The 19,097-nt window shown below is 68.3% G+C and carries 20 protein-coding genes and 1 tRNA gene; 7 read left to right on the top strand and 14 right to left on the bottom strand.

Annotated elements, in window-relative coordinates; all coding sequences use genetic code 11:
• Positions 1–6: 6 nt before the first annotated feature.
• From RIB98_18835 to RIB98_18850, 4 genes are read right to left on the bottom strand one after another with little or no spacing between them, the layout of a single operon-like run.
• On the bottom strand, positions 7–717 hold the full coding sequence (locus RIB98_18835; GenBank protein ID MEQ8843038.1) for a type II secretion system F family protein: 711 nt from the start codon (positions 715–717) through the stop codon (positions 7–9).
• Positions 714–1,283: a type II secretion system F family protein gene (locus tag RIB98_18840; GenBank protein ID MEQ8843039.1), complete on the bottom strand. Its 570-nt coding sequence runs from the start codon at positions 1,281–1,283 to the stop codon at positions 714–716. The genes RIB98_18835 and RIB98_18840 overlap by 4 nt, the downstream gene beginning before the upstream one ends.
• Positions 1,283–2,341, bottom strand: a complete 1,059-nt coding sequence (locus RIB98_18845) for an ATPase, T2SS/T4P/T4SS family (GenBank protein ID MEQ8843040.1) — start codon at positions 2,339–2,341, stop codon at positions 1,283–1,285. Before RIB98_18845 ends, RIB98_18840 begins: the two co-directional genes overlap by 1 nt.
• Positions 2,338–2,991, bottom strand: coding sequence for a hypothetical protein (locus RIB98_18850; GenBank protein MEQ8843041.1), 654 nt, complete (start codon positions 2,989–2,991; stop codon positions 2,338–2,340). Before RIB98_18850 ends, RIB98_18845 begins: the two co-directional genes overlap by 4 nt.
• Before the next feature lie 136 nt (positions 2,992–3,127).
• Here RIB98_18850 and RIB98_18855 point away from each other — a divergent pair, with 136 nt between their 5' ends.
• Complete coding sequence (locus RIB98_18855) at positions 3,128–3,955, top strand: HAD-IB family hydrolase (GenBank protein ID MEQ8843042.1); 828 nt, start codon at positions 3,128–3,130, stop codon at positions 3,953–3,955.
• A 162-nt stretch (positions 3,956–4,117) separates the two neighbouring features.
• Positions 4,118–4,213, top strand: a tRNA-Sec gene (locus RIB98_18860).
• A 15-nt stretch (positions 4,214–4,228) separates the two neighbouring features.
• Here RIB98_18860 and RIB98_18865 read toward each other — a convergent pair.
• The 6 genes from RIB98_18865 to RIB98_18890 all read right to left on the bottom strand — a co-directional run bounded on the left by RIB98_18865 (position 4,229) and on the right by RIB98_18890 (position 11,353).
• Entirely contained in the window at positions 4,229–5,281 is a 1,053-nt protein-coding gene (locus RIB98_18865; protein MEQ8843043.1) for a serine hydrolase, read from the bottom strand.
• A gap of 56 nt (positions 5,282–5,337) precedes the next feature.
• On the bottom strand, positions 5,338–6,348 hold the full coding sequence (locus RIB98_18870; protein ID MEQ8843044.1) for a hypothetical protein: 1,011 nt from the start codon (positions 6,346–6,348) through the stop codon (positions 5,338–5,340).
• A gap of 53 nt (positions 6,349–6,401) precedes the next feature.
• Positions 6,402–7,727 carry a DUF6777-containing protein gene (locus tag RIB98_18875; protein MEQ8843045.1) on the bottom strand — a complete coding sequence of 442 codons (1,326 nt, stop codon included), beginning with the start codon at positions 7,725–7,727 and terminating at the stop codon, positions 6,402–6,404.
• Between the two features lie 69 nt (positions 7,728–7,796).
• On the bottom strand, positions 7,797–8,735 hold the full coding sequence (locus RIB98_18880) for a sigma-70 family RNA polymerase sigma factor (GenBank protein MEQ8843046.1): 939 nt from the start codon (positions 8,733–8,735) through the stop codon (positions 7,797–7,799).
• A gap of 207 nt (positions 8,736–8,942) precedes the next feature.
• Complete coding sequence (locus RIB98_18885) at positions 8,943–9,506, bottom strand: hypothetical protein (GenBank protein MEQ8843047.1); 564 nt, start codon at positions 9,504–9,506, stop codon at positions 8,943–8,945.
• Between the two features lie 56 nt (positions 9,507–9,562).
• Positions 9,563–11,353: an NAD+ synthase gene (locus tag RIB98_18890; protein MEQ8843048.1), complete on the bottom strand. Its 1,791-nt coding sequence runs from the start codon at positions 11,351–11,353 to the stop codon at positions 9,563–9,565.
• 64 nt (positions 11,354–11,417) lie between these two features.
• Here RIB98_18890 and RIB98_18895 point away from each other — a divergent pair, with 64 nt between their 5' ends.
• Complete coding sequence (locus RIB98_18895) at positions 11,418–12,782, top strand: aminotransferase class V-fold PLP-dependent enzyme (GenBank protein ID MEQ8843049.1); 1,365 nt, start codon at positions 11,418–11,420, stop codon at positions 12,780–12,782.
• Positions 12,783–12,835: 53 nt separating this feature from the next.
• Positions 12,836–13,903 carry an NADP-dependent oxidoreductase gene (locus tag RIB98_18900; protein MEQ8843050.1) on the top strand — a complete coding sequence of 356 codons (1,068 nt, stop codon included), beginning with the start codon at positions 12,836–12,838 and terminating at the stop codon, positions 13,901–13,903.
• 119 nt (positions 13,904–14,022) lie between these two features.
• On the opposite strand, the gene glnII is transcribed toward RIB98_18900, so the two are convergent.
• Positions 14,023–15,036 (bottom strand): glutamine synthetase GlnII, encoded by a 1,014-nt coding sequence (glnII, locus tag RIB98_18905; GenBank protein MEQ8843051.1) that lies wholly within the window; start codon positions 15,034–15,036, stop codon positions 14,023–14,025.
• Positions 15,037–15,194: 158 nt separating this feature from the next.
• Here glnII and RIB98_18910 point away from each other — a divergent pair, with 158 nt between their 5' ends.
• Together RIB98_18910 and RIB98_18915 are read left to right on the top strand one after the other, a co-directional pair.
• The gene (locus RIB98_18910) at positions 15,195–16,586 is read left to right on the top strand and encodes a glutamine synthetase family protein (protein ID MEQ8843052.1); all 1,392 of its coding nucleotides are present in this window, start codon (positions 15,195–15,197) and stop codon (positions 16,584–16,586) included.
• Complete coding sequence (locus RIB98_18915) at positions 16,586–17,269, top strand: response regulator transcription factor (protein ID MEQ8843053.1); 684 nt, start codon at positions 16,586–16,588, stop codon at positions 17,267–17,269. Before RIB98_18910 ends, RIB98_18915 begins: the two co-directional genes overlap by 1 nt.
• A 15-nt stretch (positions 17,270–17,284) precedes the next feature.
• Here the strand turns inward: RIB98_18915 and RIB98_18920 are convergent, their stop codons facing one another.
• Positions 17,285–17,818 carry a TetR-like C-terminal domain-containing protein gene (locus RIB98_18920; GenBank protein ID MEQ8843054.1) on the bottom strand — a complete coding sequence of 178 codons (534 nt, stop codon included), beginning with the start codon at positions 17,816–17,818 and terminating at the stop codon, positions 17,285–17,287.
• A gap of 126 nt (positions 17,819–17,944) precedes the next feature.
• Between RIB98_18920 and RIB98_18925 the strand changes: the two genes are divergently transcribed.
• A complete protein-coding gene (locus RIB98_18925) occupies positions 17,945–18,379 on the top strand; it encodes an Hsp20/alpha crystallin family protein (GenBank protein MEQ8843055.1) in 435 nt (144 codons plus the stop codon).
• 118 nt (positions 18,380–18,497) lie between these two features.
• Here the strand turns inward: RIB98_18925 and RIB98_18930 are convergent, their stop codons facing one another.
• Entirely contained in the window at positions 18,498–18,692 is a 195-nt protein-coding gene (locus RIB98_18930) for a hypothetical protein (GenBank protein ID MEQ8843056.1), read from the bottom strand.
• 56 nt (positions 18,693–18,748) lie between these two features.
• A complete protein-coding gene (locus RIB98_18935) occupies positions 18,749–19,093 on the bottom strand; it encodes a Rid family detoxifying hydrolase (protein ID MEQ8843057.1) in 345 nt (114 codons plus the stop codon).
• Positions 19,094–19,097 lie beyond the last annotated feature (4 nt).

Below are 19,097 nucleotides of genomic sequence, written 5' to 3' on the forward strand. Positions count from 1 at the left end.
GGGCGGTCAGAACCCGATCTCGAGACTGCCGAGCGCGCTCAGAACCAAGGGTGCGACGGCGACCAATCCGAAGGCGGGCAGCACGCACAACACCAGCGGCAGGAGCATCGTGACCGGCAGCCGGCGGGCCCGGGCCGCCGCCCCGCTGCGTCGGCGGCGGCGGGCGTCGTCGCCCAGCCGGGTGAGCGCCGTACCGACGGCGCCACCGTCGGTGTCGGCGGCGGCCAACAGGGCTACGAGCGGCTGCGCCACCGGGTCGAGATCGCCCGCGGCGGCGTCGAGCGCCCGGGCGAACGTCTCACCGGCCTCGGCCCGCCGCAGCGCCTCGGCGAAAACCCCGGCGTAGGGGTCGTCGGCCCAACGGGCCGCGTGGCTCACCGAGTCTCGCACCGACAGGCCGGCGCCGATGCCGAGTCCGACCAGGTCGGCCGTCTCGGGCAGCGACCGCAACGCCTGATCGTGGCGGGCGGTGTGACGGGACCGCGAGGTCGACCAGCGTCGCCACGACGGCCACGCCAACACCACGAGGGCGACCAGCGGATGGACGAGGAGCGCGCTCCCGGCGACCCCGGCGCCCCACCACGGTCCCGCGGCGGCGAAGCGGGCCGGTCGAGCGACGACGGTCGCCGTCGGCCGGAGGGAGCGAGACGGCTGCCGCCAGGGCGCAACGAGCACGAGACACGCCATTGCTGCGGTGACGTAGGCGACGAGGATCATCGGTCCACCCCCTGGACCTGGTGACGCATCCAGGCCCACCCTGCGGCATCGAGCACGACGCCGATGACCAAGGCGATCCGACCGGGCGCGGTGGCCAGCGTGGCCGCGACCACCGAGGGGTCGACCATCGCGATCACCATCAGGAACGCGAAGGGGGCGACGGTGAGCAGGAGGGCCGAGGTGCGGGCCTGACTGGTGAGTGCGGCGATCTCGCGCTGCAGATCGGCTCGTTCCTGGAGGCTGCCGGCCGCCCGATCGAGCGAGGCGGCCAGTGCGCTGCCGGTGGCCGCACCGGTGTTGACCACCGCCCGCACGAGATCGGCGTCGCGGTGCGCGAGCGACGCGGCCCAACGATCGATCTCGTCGTGCACGCGAGCGCCATCCCGCACTCGCTGGGCGGCCCGTTGCAGCTCCGGGCCGGACACCGTGGCATCGGCAGCCACCGACTGGAGGGCGGTGGGCAGGGTCTTCCCGGCCCGTACGGCGCGGGCCAGCGCGTGCAGCATCGTCGGCAACTGTTCGATCTGCCACTGTCGGGCCCGAGCCCGGGCGTCGAACCAACGCATCACGCCATCACGCCCAGGGACTCGACCGTGCCCGGGCCGGTCACGCGGGCCACGTCGGTGATCCGTCGACTCCCGCCGGTTGCCCGCGCCACCTGCACCACGAGGTCGATCGCCCTCGCCAGCTGCGACTCGACCACCGAGGCGGGCACCCCGGCGTCGGCCGAGAGCACGAGACCGAGCAGACGATCGAGCGCATCGACCGGCGAGTTGGCGTGGATGGTGGACATGCCACCGCGATGGCCGGTGTTGAGGGCCTGCATCAGGTCGAACGCCTCGGCCCCGCGCACCTCGCCGACCAGGAGTCGGTCGGGCCGGAGCCGCAGAGCAACCCTGACGAGGTCGCGGGTCTCGACCTGCCCGGTGCCCTCGAGCCCCGGCGGACGGCACTCGAGCCGCACGACGTTGGCGAGCGGCAGGGCCAGCTCGGCCGCGTCCTCGACGGTGACCACCCGGGTCTCGTCGGGGAGCTCGCCGGCCAACGCGTTGAGCAGCGTGGTCTTGCCGGCACCGGTGCCGCCGCTCACCAGGATCGTCGCGCCGTCGCTCACGTGGTGGCGCAACACCTCGACCACCCCCGGGGACGCGAACTCGGCCAACGTCGGCCGCCGCACGACGAAGCGCCGGATCGTGACGCAGGGTCCGTCGGGGGCGATGGGCGGACCCACGATGTTGACCCGGCTGCCGTCGACCAGACGTCCGTCGACCCACGGACGCAGGGGGTCGAGCCGCCGCCCGATCGGCGCGAGGATCCGCTCGACGAGGAGCTGCAACTCGTCGGCGTCGATCCGCACCTCGGTGAGTTCGACCTCGCCATCGCGTTCGACCCACACCGGGCCGACACCGTTGAGCATCACCTCGCTCACCTCGGGGTCGTGCAGGAGATGGTCGATCGCGCCGAACCCGGAGAACCGGGCCGCGATCTGGCGAGCGAACTCGGCCCGCTGATCCGGCGTCAGCAACGGCGCCTCGGCGTCGAGCATCTCGCCGGCCAGACGCAGATCGCCACCGTCCTCGACGAGGCGGCGATGGATGCGGGTGACCAGATCGGCGTCGATCACGAACGGACCCGGCCGCTCGATTCGGCGAGCCGTCGCAACGGCCGCAGTGATCGGGGCACCCGGGTGGCGAGCATGCCGGCATCGACCGCTCGGGCGACCGCCGGATCCCACGGGATCACGACGTCGATCTCTCCCACTGCCGCGGCGATGTCGCGACGCGACAACGCCCGCCCCGGTTCCTCGATCAGCACCACGTGGGCCGAGGGATCACGCTCGTCGCGGACCCGCCGGAGCGCGAGGTAGCAGGCCCGGGTGACCATGGTGGTGGCCGCACCGGCCGGGAGCGATCCCAACGGCTCGCGGCCACAGTCGACCACGACCACGTCGGACCGACCGGCGAAGAGCGTCATCGCCACGGCCATCCGCTCGGCCGACCACTGCCCCGCAGGAGCCGCGCCGCGACGGAGCAGGCGCAACCCCGGCACGACCTCGACCTCGAGCGAGCGCAAGGAATCGAGACCGACCTCGTCGGCCGCGGCGAACCAGTCGCCGATGCCCTCTCCCTCCGCCACCGCGAAGATGGCGCTCTGGTCGCCGGCCAGGTCGACCAACAACGTCTCGTTCCCCGCCGCGGCGGACTGGGCGGCGATCGCGGCGGCGACGACCGACGTGCCCGACCCGCCCTTGGGCGACCAACAAACCTGCAACATGACGACTCCCGGAACAGTGCTTCAGAACGAAGCAGCTCGACGGGGGAAGTCGCTGACCCAGAACATACGGGCACCCACTGACACTGCCAACCCCCTCCGGCCAACCCCCTCGTCGCCCGGTCCGTAGGCTGACGTCATGGCGACCCCCACAGCCGAGCCGGTCGAAGCCGCCTTCTTCGATCTGGACAAGACGGTCATCGCCAAGGCGGCGATGCTCGCTTTCGGGCCGCGCCTGCAACAGGAAGGCCTGCTGAACCGTTGGCTGGTGGTGCGCGGGCTCTGGGGGCAGATCGTGTTCCGCTACCTCGGCGCCGACGAGGGCCGCATGCAGAAGATGCGCGAGACCGCGCTGCGCATCGCCGTGGGTTGGGAGAAGGACAAGATCTCCGCCCTGGTCGACAACGCCCTGACCGAGGTGATCGATCCGCTCGTCTACGCCGAGGCACTCGAACTCATGGAGTCACATCGTGATGCCGGCCGGCGGGTCTATCTCGTGTCGGCATCACCCGAGGAGATCGTGTTGCCGCTCGCTCGCCACCTCGGGGTCGACGACGCGATCGCCACCCGGGCCCGCGTCGATGCCGACGGTCGCTACACGGGTGAGGTCGAGTTCTATTCCGCCGGGGTGCACAAGGTCGAGGCCATCGACCGCGAGGCCGATCTCCATCACCTCGACCTCTCGCGCTCGTTCGCCTATTCGGACTCGATCACCGATCTGCCGATGCTCGAGGCGGTCGGCCATCCGGTGGCCGTCAATCCCGACCGGGGGCTGCTCAAGGAAGCCGAGACCCGCGGATGGGAGATCCGTACGTTCGAGAATCCCCGACCGTTGCGCGAGGGGTCGATTCCGACACCGAAACCCGCCGTGATCGGCGCCGGCGCGCTCGGCATCGGCCTGGCATCGGGTGCGGCGCTGTTGTGGCGGACCCGCCGTCAGAAGCCGAAGCGGCGCTGGCCGTTCTGAACGGGGTTAGTCGTCCTGCACCTTCTTGGCGAGCACGCCCAGCAGGGCGAGCAGCACGACGATGAGGATGATGCGGTTCTTCGACATGACGTCGACGCTAGCGACCGGAACGAGGAATGTCCTCGCGGCCGGAACGCCGACGCAGCCGATAGCTTGCCGAGCGGAGGTGTCCGAGCGCCTGGTGGGCTCCCCCGCCTTCAAAGCGGGTGGGATGGGTGATCCCTGTCCGGCGGGTTCGATTCCCGTCCACCTCCGCCATCACTGCTCGGGCGGTCAGCCGCGCAGTTCCGCGAGCAGCGCCCACAGCCGTTCGTCGAATCCCGAGAGCGACGCCCGTGTCCCGGCATCGGCTCGGCCGCCCTGGCGAGCGACGACGAGTCCCGTGGCGGACGAGATGTAGAGCTTCTGATCGTCCTTGCCGAGCGCGGCGACGGCGTCGGACGGCGCGCTGGGGACCAACGGTCCGGGCCGTTCCCGGCGCTCCCGACCCGGCAGCCGGAAGGTCGCCTGGCCGTTCAACCACCACAGATAGCCGTAGGACTGGTTCAACGCAGTGGCTGCGAACGATGCCGTGTACCACTCGGCCGGCACGCCGGGAATCGATCGATCGCGGACACCGCGACCGATCTCGATCAGGTCGCCGGCCGTGCAGCGCAGCCCGAACCGGGCATACGGCCCACCGAACGGGCGCTCGTAGAAACCGGCACCGTCGGCGCCGACCAGCGCGAAGAGCCACTCCGAGGCGAGGTCGTTCAGGTCCTTCGCCGTCGACGCTCGCCCCGAGGTTCGCGTCACCACGTCGAAGAGTCGGGCGAATGCGCCGGAGTACAACCATGCGACGCCCGGCTCGCGTACGACGGCGAGGGCGTCGTCGAGCCCGCTCGTCATCGTGAGGAGATGCTCGACCGTGATGGACGCGCTCTGACCACCGGGCGTCCAGTCGGTCCCGAGCACGTCGTCGATCCGCGTGTCGAGCGAGAAGAGACCATCGGCGATCGCCCGACCGACGAGCAACGAGAGGACGCTCTTCTGCGCCGAGGCGATGTCCTGGGTGTGCGACGTGTCGTCGCGGTACCACTCGTGGATCGTCCGGTCCCCGTCGACGACGACGAAGGACGCCGTGTCGGTCTCGTCGAGCAAGGCGTCCAACTCGCCGAAGTCGGCCGCCGCCCAGAGTTCGGGCACGGTCGTCGTGGTGGTGGGCGTGGGCGTCGTGGTCGTCGTCACCGGGGACGACTCGCCAACCTCATCTCGGGTGCACCCTGGGGTGAGGAGCGACCCGCCGAGGGCGGCGGCACCGACCAGGAAGCTCCGACGACTGACCATGTGACCGTTGTACACCGGCCGGGTAAGAACGGTGTCAGAACTCGGGCCCGGCGAGTTCAGCCGTCGGAGGACGGACGTGTCGACACTCCGTCGGGCGTCACCAACACACACTGTGTCGGCTCGCTGGTGACCACGTAGTCCGCGGGTCCCGCCGGGAGGTTGAACCGGTAGGTGTCGCCTTCTCTCGAGAATCTGAAGATGTTGAACCCGGCGAGGAGTTCCAGATCCTCGGTCGGCTGACCGGTTCCCGGATCGACATACCCGTATGTGATGTCGGCTCCCGAATAGTTGAATGCCTTCATCGTGTACGGAAAGCTCGGATCGTCGGACTCCTCGATCTCCATGCAATCGGCGTACCGCACGACCTCGGCCGATTCCTCGACGACCGGCGCGAAGGTGTCGAGTGCGTCGTTCAGCACCTTCGGGTCGTCGCTCAGTACCGCACCGGCGACCACCAGGACCGAACCGTCCTCCAGCGGCACGGCGATGCGCCACAGCTCGTAGCCGTTGGCGCAGCCCGAGGCGCGCTCGATCCGCCCGACGAACGAGCCGTGCGCGTAGTCCTCCCGCGGCTCGATGTCAGGACAACGAGACGACGCGGGGAGCGCATCGAGAGCGGACTCCGGGGTGGTCCCCGACGTGGCGAGGTGATTCACTCCGAGACCGCCCGCGGCATAGTAGCCGTCATCCGACGTCGGGTCGGCAATCGCCGAGAGGGTCGGGTTCTCCTGCACCATGAAGTACGTGCTCGTCGCTTCCCAGCCCTCGGGGACCGCCACCTGGAAGGTCCCGTCGTGGTGTGCGACCAGCACCGTCCCCGGCGGTGGCGTGCCGGCGGGGAGCGTGGTCTCGACCGGAGCGACCGTCTCGGGCGGCGCAGTGATCTCCGTCTCCGCCGCCACGTCGTCAGCAGTGTCGTCGTCGATCAGGTCGGGGACGAACCAGCCGACGGCAGCGCCGGCGAGGAGGCCGACGAGCCCGGTCGCCACGACGATCGGCCATCGCTTCGACTCGGTGGGAACCGGCGTCGATGTGGGCGGCTGGTTCGGGGGAGATTGCGGTTCCATCGTGGATCCTCTATCGGTCGTTCGGTGAGTGGGGGGACGGGAGGCGCGCGCTGCTACGGCATCGCGATTCGGATCTCGTTGCTCCCGTTCCCGAGCATGTCACCGAGGATCAGCGCCACCGTGTTGCCCGGCACCGTGCAGATGGTCATCTCGAAGGATCCGCTTCCACCGTCGCCGGTGAACGTCGTGTACGAGCTCGCATCCTCGTAGCCGTCGCCGTAGTCGGCGGTGAGGACGACACCGGCATCGCCATCAGGATCGGAGTACGAACCGGTGACGATGTAGCCGCGCCACTCCGGGACCTGGCCCGAACAGTTTCCGTCGTCGCTCGGGTTCGCGCGGACAGCGACATCCGACAACACCGGGTCCGACGCGCCTCCTGAAGGAGCCGTGGAGGTCGTCGTCGTGGTGGTCGTGCTGGTGGTCGTGCTCGTGCTGGTGGTCGACGAGGAGGTGGTACTGGTCGTCGTGGTCGTGGCTTCGCCGAAGACGCGCATGAACTCCGTACACAGGGCCGCATCACTGAAGGGGCACGTCGTGTAAACCGGCGGCGACAACGGGGACAGCGGGCCGTTGGGATTGCCGGGCGGCGTGACCTGGAGCGGATCGTTCGACGGAGTGGCGGGCGGACTGATCACCTGGAGATCGGTGGGGATGTTCCAGTCGGGGGAACCGCCCGTGTAGGTCGGGGAGACCGGCGAGGGCACCGGGGCCGTCAGCGGGTTGCCGCAGTAGCAGCGCGCCCGTGGGATTCCGTTGGCGTCGACGAGAACCGCTGAGCCCTTCTCCAACACCGCCTGTCGTGGGGTGGGCTTGCCGTCGCGAAAGCCGTTGTTGGTCACCCGGGTGTCGTGGCTGAGGACGACCGGTGTCAGCCCGCCGATGTAGGTCGGCAGGTCGTCGACGGTCAGCAGCCCACCGTTGAGCGATGTCACATCGGGATCCGTGTTGAGCGCCGCGACCCAGGCGGCGGCCTTGTCCGGATTGGCAACGAGGAACTCGATCATCGCCGCCGGATCACACACCGTGTTGTCGGTGCTGCCGCCGTAGAGCCCCGGCGTGCGCCCGTCCGACGTCGTGATCTCGGTGGTCGACTCCTCCGCCGGAGCATCCTGGGCGGTGTGTTCGGGCAGCGGCGCCGACGCGAACGCCGTGGACGCGAAGGGTTCGGGCCCCACTTCGTCGGCCGGTTCCAGGAAGATCTCGCCCGCTTCCTGCACGAAGACTTCGCCTTCGAACGCGGTCTCGTCGTCGTCGGAGGAACTCAAGGCCCAGGCGCCAACGGCACCGACGAGGAACAGCACGACGCCGACCCCGAGGGCCAGCGGCCACACCTTTTTCTTCGACGGAATGGAGGCGACAGCGTCAGGGTGGACCATGACCGCGCAGCGTAGCGACGTAACCGCTCACTGACGCAGTCCGCGGGTACCGAGATTTGAGAAGATCGCTCAGACGCTGAGGAGGTCGCGGGCGCCGGTGTCGCTCGACGGGTGGCGCAGCTTCGACATGGCGCGAGCTTCGATCTGACGGATGCGCTCGCGGGTGAGGTTGAAGTGCTCGCCGACCTCTTCGAGGGTGCGGGGCTCGCCACGGTCGAGACCGAAGCGCAGCTTCAGGATCTCGCGTTCGCGCTCGTCGAGCGGTGCCAGCAGGCGGGAGATCTCGTCGGGCAGCAGCGAGGTGGCCGCGCTCTCGAACGGAGAGTCGGCGCCCTTGTCCTCGACGACATCGCCGAGTTCGGCGTCGCCGTCTTCACGCAACGGCTCGGACAGCGAGAGCGGCTCGGCCGCGAAGCGCAGGGCCTCGGTGACCTTTTCCTCGGGCATCTCGACTTCGATGGCCAGCTCGGAGAGCGTGGCCGGGCGGCCGTACTTCAGCTCGAGGCGAGCACGGGCCTTCTGGAGTCGGGCGAGGGTGTCGCCGGCGTGGACCGGGAGGCGGATGGTGCGGCCGGTGTTGGCGATGCCACGGGTGATCGCCTGACGGATCCACCAGGTGGCATACGTCGAGAACTTGAAGCCCTTGCGCCAGTCGAACTTCTCGACGGCGTGCATGAGCCCGAGGTTGCCCTCCTGGATGAGATCCAGCAGCGGCAGACCGGAGGCCTGATACTTCTTGGCGATCGAGACGACGAGTCGCAGGTTGGACTGCACGAAGGTGCGCTCGGCGGCTTCACCCTTCTGGATGGCACGGCGCAGTTCGCGCTTCTTGGCCGGTGTGAGCTCACCCTCGGTGGTCTCCATCTCGGTCCGTGCTTCGGTGCCGCCCTCGATCTCTTGTGCGAGGCGGACTTCGTCCTCCTTCGTGAGAAGGGGGTATTGACCGATATCGGTGAGGTACAGCCGAACCAGGTCTTCTTCGTCCCGCTCGACACGTTCCTTCGCCACAGAGTTGCCCTCTCGTCGCTACCGGCTAGTTGATGCACGATACCCAGCGAACGTGAATCCACCACCGATGAGCTCGCGTTGGGAACGAACCCGCGTTGGCATCGTCGTCGACGCTGTGCCTCTCAGTGGTCGGCGCGAGCGGCACCGATCATGAGCAAGACTCTCGTCATCGTGACAGTTGGGCCGCACGACCCATGTCCGCCGGCCTCACCGCTGGATGCGCGCCGGCAGCAGCCCGCCCACGGCGACGAGACGTGACTCTGCCTCGAGCACCCGCACATTGATCTGCTCGACTGCGTCGACATCGAGGAGCAGCTGACCGAGCAGAGCTTCACCGTCGTCGCGGTCGCGGCGAAGATCGGCGAGAAGAAACGCCAGCACCCGCGCGAACGGCGCGTCGCTGTGATTGGCGGCGGCGCGCTCGACGGCCACACACCGGGCGGCCACGCGAGGCAACAGCACCCGATTGGCGACCGCGAGACGCTCGATCGAACCGGGAATGGCCCGGATCGCCTCGACCGCGTCGGCCACCTCGGGCGCATGCGGACGGCTCTGCGCGTCGTCCTCGAGCAGCACGGACTCGGGCATGAGTTCGAGCAGGTCGTCGGCGTGCCATCCGAGGTGTCTCGACGAGGTCGCCAGCGACACGGCGATGTCGGGCCGGTCGGCCTCGCCGGCCCAGAGTCCGAGCACCTCGAAGAGTCGCGCCGCGACCCAGTGGAGTTCGCCCGCGAGCTGCGCGGTCTCCACCGCCGTCAAGCCCTGATGCACCCATCCTCCCGGAACGGTCGTCGATCGGCCGTCCAACCCACGGCCACCCGGCGAAATTAGCCGCGGTATCGATTGATGATGGGCATGCGTCGATCGCGGCCGAACGCCTTCTTGGTCAGGCGGGCCCCCAGCGGGGTCTGGCGACGCTTGAATTCGGCCATGTCGACGAGCCGGCAGACACGTTCGACGACCTCTCGATCGGCGAGCTGCATCGCGACGATCTCGGTCACCGTGCGGTCGTCCTCGACGTAGGCCCGCAGAATCGGGTCGAGCACCTCGTAGGGCGGCAGCGACTGGTCGTCGGTCTGGCCGGGCCGAAGCTCGGCCGAGGGCGCCTTGGTGAGCACCGACTCGGGGATGACGGGTGCGCCGGTCTCGGCGATGGCCACCTGGTTGCGCCACCGACCCAGTTCGTAGACCATCAGCTTCCACACGTCCTTGATCACCGCGAACGCGCCGGCGGTGTCGCCGTAGAGCGTGGAGTAGCCGACCGCGGCCTCGGACTTGTTGCCCGCGGTGAGCGCCAGCCAGCCGTGCTCGTTCGCCATCGCCATCCAGACGACACCGCGGATGCGGGCCTGGAGGTTCTGGTCGGTCAGGTCGCCGACCTCGATCGCGCCGTCGCTGACATGGCCGACGAGCATCTCGGTGAGGGCGGCGTGGGCCGGCTCGATCGGCACGGTCGTGGTGGCGATACCGAGGTTGGCCGCCAGCGCTGCAGCATCCGCGAGGGAGTGATCGCTCGAGTGACGCGACGGCAACAGGATGCCGTGGACGTTGTCGGGACCGAGGGCGTCGACCGCGATCGCCGCCGTGAGCGACGAGTCGACGCCGCCGGAGATACCGAGACAGACCTTCTCGAAGCCGGCCTTGTGGACATAGTCGCGCGTGGCGAGCACCAGCGCCTCCCAGCGCTCGGCCAACGGATCGAGGCGCGGCACCATCGGTGCCGGGATGAGCGGACGGAGGGTCGCGTGCGGCGGGGTGACCGGCACCACGTGATAGGTGTCCATGGTGGTGCGGGCCGGCGGCAGCTCGATGTCGAACACATCGACGCCCTCGACGAAGGAGTTGCAGCGGGCGACGACATGGGCACCGTCGCGGTCCTCGGCGACCACGAACGATCCGCCGTCGAAGATCAGCTCGTCCTGGGCACCGACCAGGTTGGCGTAGACGACGGGCACGCCCGCTTCGAGCACCCGGTCGGTGATGACCTGCTCTCGCACCGCCTGCTTGCCTTCGCGAAACGGCGAACCGTTGATGTTGAGCACGAGGCGGGCGCCGCCGCGGGCGAGCTGGCTGACGGGGCCGTCGGGGATCCACGAGTCCTCGCACAGGGTGACCCCCACGGGAACGCCGGCGAGGTCGAAAAGGGCGAGCGCTTCATCGCCGGGGCGGAAGTGGCGCAGCTCGTCGAAGACGTCGTAGTTCGGCAGATGACGCTTGTGGTACGTGCCGAAGACGCGGCCTTCGGCGCAGATCGCCACGGCGTTCCACACGCCGTTGAAGTGCGTGACCCCGGCGACGTCCTGCACCGACCGTCCCGGCTCGTCGTCACCGTCGGCGAAACCGATCACGACGGCGCAGCGACCGGTCTGCGCGGCGAACTTCTCGAGCGCAGCCCGGCAGTCGGCCACGAACCCCGGCTTGAGCAGGAGATCCTCGGGCGGGTAGCCGGTGATGGTCATCTCCGGCATCACCGCAACGTCGGCGCCGGCCTCTCCGGCCTCGGCGAGCGCGTCGAGCGCGAGCGCAACATTGCCGTCGAGATCGCCGACCGTCGTGTTGATCTGACAGACGGCGACCCGCAGGTGCGTGGGTGCGCTTCTGGCTGTTGCGGGACTCATCACACCATCGTAAGACCAGACGGGATCACCGGACCTTCTCGGCCGACAGTGCAAGACTTCTGTCATGCACGGTCACGATCCCTCACTCGAGGCGCTGACCGACGCGATCGTCCGCTACGCCGTCGAACGCATTGCGATGAACCCACCACCGCTCGACGCGCCCCGGGATCAGTCCGAGCTGCGCACCGTCGTCGACGGCACCATCACGGCCTCCGGTATCGGTGGCCTGAACGCGCTCGAACGGTTCGCCGTCGACCTCGCGCCGGCCTGCATCTCGACGGACCATCCGCGTTTCCTGTCGTTCGTGCCCGCCGCACCCACCGAGGCCTCCGTGCTGTTCGACCTCGTGGTCGGCGCGTCGAGCATCTACGCGGGTTCGTGGATGGAGGGCGGCGGCGCCATCGCGGCCGAGAACGCCGCGCTGCGCTGGATCGCCGACCTCGCCGGCATGCCCATGTCGGCCGGCGGCGTGTTCGTCAGCGGCGGCACGGCCGGGAACCTGAGTGCGCTGATGGCGGCCCGGTGGCGCTGGCGTGCTCGTGCCGGCGGCCGCGTCGACTCCACCCGTGCGCTGATCGTCACCTCGTCGGGCGCCCACTCGTCGATCGCTCAGGCGGGCATGGTCATGGACGCCGACGTGCTGGCCGTGGCCGCCGAAGACGACGGTCGCCTCGGCGGTGACGCACTGGCCGCGGCCCTCGAGGCGCTCGACGGCCCCGACCGTGACCGGGTCTGCGCGGTCGTCGCCACCGCGGGCACGACCAACGCGGGCATCGTCGACGACCTCGCCGGGATCGCCGCGGTGAGCGAGGCCCACGATCTCTGGTTCCACGTCGATGCGGCCTACGGCGGCGCCGCGCTGGCCGCCCCCAGCGTGCGGGCCCGGTTCGATGGGGTGGAACGGGCCGACAGCCTCATCGTCGATCCCCACAAGTGGCTCTTCGCCCCGTTCGACTCGTGCGCGCTGCTCTACCGGGATCCAGAGATCGCGAAGGCCGCCCACACCCAGCACGCCGAGTACCTCGACGTGTTGCACGACGACGATGTCTGGAACGCCAGCGACTACGCGCACCACCTGTCGCGACGCGCTCGTGGCCTGCCACTGTGGTTCAGCCTGGCGACCTACGGCACCGACGCCTACGTCGCCGCGATCGAACAGACCCTCGCCACCGCCCACGCCGCGGCCGACCTCATCCGCGACGACCCGTCGTGCGAGCTCGTACTCGAGCCACAACTCTCGGTCGTCGTGTTCCGTCGACTCGGATGGGGGGTCGCCGACTACGCGACGTGGAGCGCAGCGCTGCTCGACCGCGGACAGGCATTCGTGGTGCCCACCGCATGGCAGGGCGAGACCGTGCTGCGCATCTGCATCGTCAACCCGCTCACCACCACCGCCGACATCGCCGACCTCATCGAGTCGTTGCACTGATCGACCGGCCGACGGACGGGCGGCCGGGGGCCTCGCCGCGCGAAGCTCGCGCCATGACCGAACCAGCCCTGTCAGATCTCCCCGAACCGCTCGCGCGGGTCAACCGCCAGGTCGTCCTCCGGCAACGCCCCGACGGGATGTTGACCAACGACGATGTCGAGATCGTCGAGGGTGAGATGCCCGAGCTCGGCGATCGTCAGATCCTGCTGCGCATGGTGTATCTCCAGATGGACGCGGCGGTGCGGTCGTGGCTCGACGAGGGCGAGGGCTACCTGCCGGCGGTGAAGATCGGCGAAGCCGTGCGGGGCGGCGGCATGGGACGCGTGATCGAGAGCAACCATCCCGACATCGAGGTGGGCTCGTGGTGCGGCGGCGGTCTGCCGGGATGGAGCAGTTGGGTGGTCGCCGATGGTGACAGTCCGCTGGTCAACGCCTTCCCGCCCGAGCACGACGCGGTGTTCCAGATGGCCGTCATCTCGTCGCCCGCGGCCACGGCCTACTTCGGGCTCACCGACCTCGGCGAGATCGAGGAGGGCGACTCGGTCCTCATCTCGGCGGCCGCCGGCTCGACCGGGTCGGTCGCCGTGCAGGTCGCCCGCAATCTCGGCGCAACGGTCGTCGGCATCGCCGGATCCGACGAGAAGTGCCGCTGGGTCGAGTCGCTCGGCGCCGAGGTGTGCCTCAACCGCCGCACCGACGATCTCGCGGCGCGGCTGAAGGAGATCCGACCGAAGGGGTTCGACATCTACTTCGACAATGTCGGCGGGCCGATCCTCGACGTCGCGCTGCGCCGTCTCGCCATCGGCGCTCGCGTCGTGATCATCGGCGCGATCTCGATGTACAACGAGAAGGGCCGACCGCCCGGGCCGTCGAACTATCTGAACCTCATCAACAAGCGGGCCAAGATGGCCGGCTTCCAGGGGCTCGCCTATGTCGAGCGCTACCCCGAGGCCTGGGACCAGATGTGGGAGTGGGCGGCCGAGGGACGCATGGACTACAAGACCGACCTGAAGTACGGGCTCGAGAGCTGCGTCGGACAACTCAACTCCCTGTTCACCGGCGCCAACACCGGCAAGGCCATGGTTCAGCTCTGCGAAGACCCCGGCCCCGGCCCCTACTGACAGGTCCAAGTCCCCCCAAAACCCACAATCCCCCCAAAACCCGCAAATTGAGGCGAGTTCACCACCGCTGCGGTGGCAAACCCGCCTCAATTTGATGGGGGGTTGGGAGGTGTCGCGGGTCAGGCGAGGGCGCTGCAGATGGTGTTGGTCAGCAGCGTGGCGACGACGTAGGGGTCGGCGTTGGCGTTGGGGCGACGATCCTCGATGTAGCCCTTGCCTTCCTTGGCGACCTGCCACGGGATGCGAATCGACGCACCGCGGTCGGACACGCCGTAGCTGAACTGGTCGAAGCGCTGGGTTTCGTGGGCGCCGGTCAGGCGGTCCTCGATACCGATGCCGTAGCCCTCGAGGTGCCTGGCGGGAACTCCCTCGGCACCCATCGCCTCGCACGCCGCAACGATCGGGTCGTAGCTCTCGCGCATCGCCTTGGTCGAGAAGTTGGTGTGCATGCCGGCGCCGTTCCAGTCGCCCTTCATCGGCTTGGCTTCGATGCTCACCTCGACTTCGTAGTCCTCGGCCAGACGGTAGAGGAGGTAACGCGCGACCCACAGGTGATCGCCCACGGTGACGGTGTCGGCGGGGCCGATCTGGAACTCCCACTGGCCGGGCATGACCTCGGCGTTGGTGCCGGAGATGGCAAGGCCGGCGTCGATGCACGCCTGCGTGTGCTCTTCGATCAGGTCACGGCCATGGATCTTCAGCGCGCCGACACCGCAGTAGTACGGGCCCTGCGGAGCAGGGAAGCCGTTCGGCGGGAAGCCGGCCGGCCAACCGGTGCCCGGGTTGATCAGGGTGTACTCCTGTTCGAGGCCGAACCACGGCTCCTGATCGCCGTACTTGTCGAGCGCCTCGCGGGCCTTCGCCCGGGTGTTGGTCGGGTGGGGCGACATGTCGCCCGTGAGCAGTGTCTCGCACAAGACGAGGATGTTGTTACCGCCGCGAATCGGGTCAGGACATTGAAAGACGGGGTTCAGGACGACGTCGGAATTGTCGCCCGTCGCCTGATTCGTGCTGGAGCCGTCGTAGCCCCAGGTGCCGGGCGTGTCGCCGTCGGCGAGGATCTTGGTCTTGCCGCGGATCTCACGTGTCGGCTCGGTGCCGTCGATCCACAGGTATTCAGCCTGATAGGCCATTGGTGTCCCCTCTTTGAGGAAGTCGTAGGAAGCGGCTCGTTCTCATGAGCCGGGCATCACGATTCCAAGACCGGATTTCCCGACCATTTCGCAATTGTGAACGCCGTGTGAACGACCCCGGTTCGCGAGCGACGAACGCCGGCGAGGATGTCACAGTCATGGTCGTCGCCGAATTGCGGCAAGCTACGAGCGACCCGTCGCCGGGAGAGAAGATGGAACGCGAGCAGGAATACGTACTTCGCACTGTCGAAGAACGCGGGGTGCGGTTGATCCGCCTCTGGTTCACCGATGTCGTCGGTCAACTCAAGTCGGTGGCGATCACCCCGGCCGAACTCGACACCGCGCTGGCCGACGGCGTGCAGTTCGACGGCACCGCGATCGACGGATTCTCGCGGGTGCACGAATCCGATGTGCTCGCCCGGCCCGACGCCCGCTCGTTCGAGCTGCTGCCGTGGGCCAAGGAGGACGAACCGTCGGCCCGCATGTTCTGCGACATCCAGAACCTCGACGAGTCGCCCTTCGTCGGCGATCCACGCCAGGTCCTGCGCCGCAATCTCGAGGAGGCCCGCACCCACGGCTACTCGATGTTCGCCGCTCCCGAGGTCGAGTTCTTCTACTTCGCCTCCGGCGACCCGGCCGACGGCAAGCCCCAACCCCTCGACCGTGCGTCCTACTTCGACCTGACCACGGCCGACGTCTCGAGCGACCTCCGCAAGCGAACGATCCACATGCTCGAGGCGATGGGCATTCCCGTCGAGTACTCCTTCCACGAGGATTCGCCGAGCCAGCACGAGATCGACCTCCGCTACACCGAGGCGCTCGACGTGGCCGACAATCTGATGACGCTGCGTCTCGTGGTGAAGAAGATCGCCCTCGAGCGAGACTGTTACGCCACCTTCATGCCGAAGCCGCTCAACGGTGTGCAGGGGTCGGGCATGCACACGCACCTCTCGCTGTTCAAGGACGGCGCCAACGCCTTCCACGACGGCGACGATCCCTACGGCTGGTCGCCGACCGCTCGCCAGTTCACCGCCGGCATCCTGCGCCATGCTCGCGAGATCACGGCCGTCACCAACCAGCTGGTCAACAGCTACAAGCGCATCGCCGAGACCTCCGAGGCCCCGCCCTACGTCGCATGGGCCCGCAACAACCGCTCGGCGCTGGTCCGGGTCCCGGTGCGCAAGAAGGGAAAGGCCGAGTCGGCCCGTATCGAGTACCGGGCGCCCGATCCTGCCTGCAATCCGTACCTGGCCCTCTCGCTCCTGCTCGCCGCCGGCATGCGGGGCATCACCGAGGACTACCAGCTGCCCGAGGAAACCAAGCTCAACCTGTTCGATCTGTCCGACGAGGAACGTCGCGAACACGGCATCGAACCGCTGCCGCGCTCACTCGACGAAGCGCTCGACGTGATGGAGGGATCCGACCTGGTCCGCACCGCGCTCGGCGACCACATCTTCGAATGGTTTCTCCGCAACAAACGCCGCGAGTGGAACGACTACCAGTCACAAGTCACACCCTTCGAGCTGGAGCGCTACCTTCCGAGCACGTGATGGAACCGCTTCTCGTCCACCCCGAGCCGGTGCCACCGGAGCTCGCCCAGGCCCTCGACATCGGGGGCTGGGCCTGGAAGGCCGCGTCCGACATCGACGCGGCGCGACGCGACGAACCGGCCGACGGCTGGATCGGCGCGATCGTGATGGCCACCGGCGGGTCCGATCTCGAGTCGGCCATTCGCTTCTGCCGGGCGATCCGCAACGGTGACGTCAACGTCGATTCGGTGCTGCTGCTCGTCAACGGCGGCCAGCTCATGGAGCTCGATCCCCGCGAGGACCTGTTCGACGACTTCTGCGTCCATCCGTTCCATCCGGTCGAGTTCGAGACGCGGCTCAAGCACGTGTTCCGTCGGTCCGGTCGCAGCGACGACGTCGAGGTCATCGAGTACGGCCCGCTGGCGATGAACCTCGAGACCTACCAGGCGATCATCGAGGGCAAGCCACTCGACCTGACCTACATGGAGTACGAGCTGCTGAAGTTCCTGGCCGCGCACCCCGGCAAGGTCTTCACCCGCGAGACGCTGCTCAACCGAGTCTGGGGCTACGACTACTACGGCGGCGCCCGAACCGTCGATGTCCACGTCCGCCGTCTCCGGGCCAAGCTCGGCGAAGAACACGCCAACCTGATCCAGACGATCCGCTCCGTCGGCTACTCCTTCGGTCGTTCGCGCTGGGCCTGATCAGCGCGGTCTTCTTCAGCGCGCTGCGCACAGCATGTCGAGCAGCGCGGTGAAGTCGTCGTCGGTGTGCGGGCCACCCCCGGTGTGGTGCAGCACGAGGAACCCATGGAGTGCACCGCGCGCGTTGCGCGAGGTGGGCGCGGCATCGGCCACACCGCGGGCGAGATAGATGAGCTGGAACACCTCGTCGAGTTCGGCGCGCGCCTCACTGATGGCGGCGCCGGTTCCGGCGACGTTCACCATGGCGAGGAACCGTCCGGGAAACATCTCGGCGAAGTCTCGGTAGGCGTGGCCGACGGCGCGCAAGGCGTCGTCGCCGCTGGTACCGATGGCTGCGTTGCGCACCGCGTGGGTCAGACCACGAGTGGCCTCGGACGCCACGAGTTCTCGGAGTCCCGACAAACCGTCCACATGTGTGTAGAGGGCCGAGGGCCCGACACCCAGACCGCTGGCGACGGCCGAGAGACTCAGTTCGTCGAACCCTCGACGGTCGACGAGATCGATCGCTGCGGCGGTGAGACCGGCCGTGTCGAGGCGGATGCGTGTCATGTGGCGACCATAGCAAAATAGGTTGTGCCTTTCATTCCGGATTGCTATCTTTCGGAATAACTGAAAGGTATTCAGTTGTTGAGAAGGCCATCGATCCAGACCCATCGATCCAGACAAGGAGTTGACATGTTGTTCCAGAACGATCCCTTCCGCGAACTCGATGCCCTCACCGGTCGCGTGACCGGCCGGTCCGGTGGCAGCAACGTGATGGCGATGGACGCCTACCGTCGAGATCAGGACCTGTGGGTGCACATCGACGTCCCCGGCGTCTCGCCCGACAGCCTCGACATCAATGTCGAACGCAACGTGCTGACGATCAGCGCCGAGCGCAATTGGCCCGATCACGAGGGTGACCGGACCTACCTCGCCGAACGCACCCGAGGGAAGTTCCGTCGCCAGGTCCATCTCGGCGACGGTCTCGACGGCGAGGCCATCGAAGCCAACCTCGACGACGGCGTGCTCACCCTTCGCATTCCCGTCGCCGAACGGGCGAAGCCCCGCAAGATCAGCGTGAGTACCGGCGGAACCACAGCCATCGAAGCGGAATCGACGCCCGCCTGACCCACCGTTCGTGACGGGGGTGGCCTCCACAGCGCACCCCCGTCACGTCCTACCGTTGCATTCGGGGTCAGACCCCCGTTGCAGTTCGGGGCCGGACCGACAGGCGGCGGCCGCCGAGTCAGCCGCGGTAGGGGTTCGAGTCGGAGAGCCGCAGGTACTCGTTGGGCTCACCGTCGTCGGTGACGTTGTCGAGGTCGCTGTTGCGCCCGACCAGGCCCCCGACCACACCGGCCAGCCCCATCATGCTCAACAGGATGCCGACCGGCATGACGATGACGAGCACGACAACCATGATGATCGCTCCGACGTCCATGGGGTGCAGTCTGCCAGACCCGTCGGGCCGCCAGCCACACACCGGACCGTTCCGACTCAGACCGTGGCGATCGCCTCGATCTCGATGCGAGCGCCGAGCGGCAGCGCCGCTACTGCGACGGCCGACCGCGCCGGACGGTGATCGCCGAACTCCTCGACGTAGATCTCGTTCATCCGGGCGTAGTCGCCCATGTCGGCCAGGAACACGGTGGTCTTCACCACGTCGGCGAGCGACGCTCCCGCAGAGGACAACACCGAGCGCAGGTTCACGAACACCTGACGAAGTTCGGCCTCGACGCCACCCTCGACGAGTCCGTCGGCGGTGATGCCGACCTGACCGGCCGTGAACAGAAGATCGCCACCACGAACGATGGGTGTGTAGGGACCGACGGGGGTGCTCATGCCC

The organism is Acidimicrobiales bacterium (assembly GCA_040219515.1).
In the GTDB taxonomy this organism is placed as follows: domain Bacteria; phylum Actinomycetota; class Acidimicrobiia; order Acidimicrobiales; family Aldehydirespiratoraceae; genus JAJRXC01.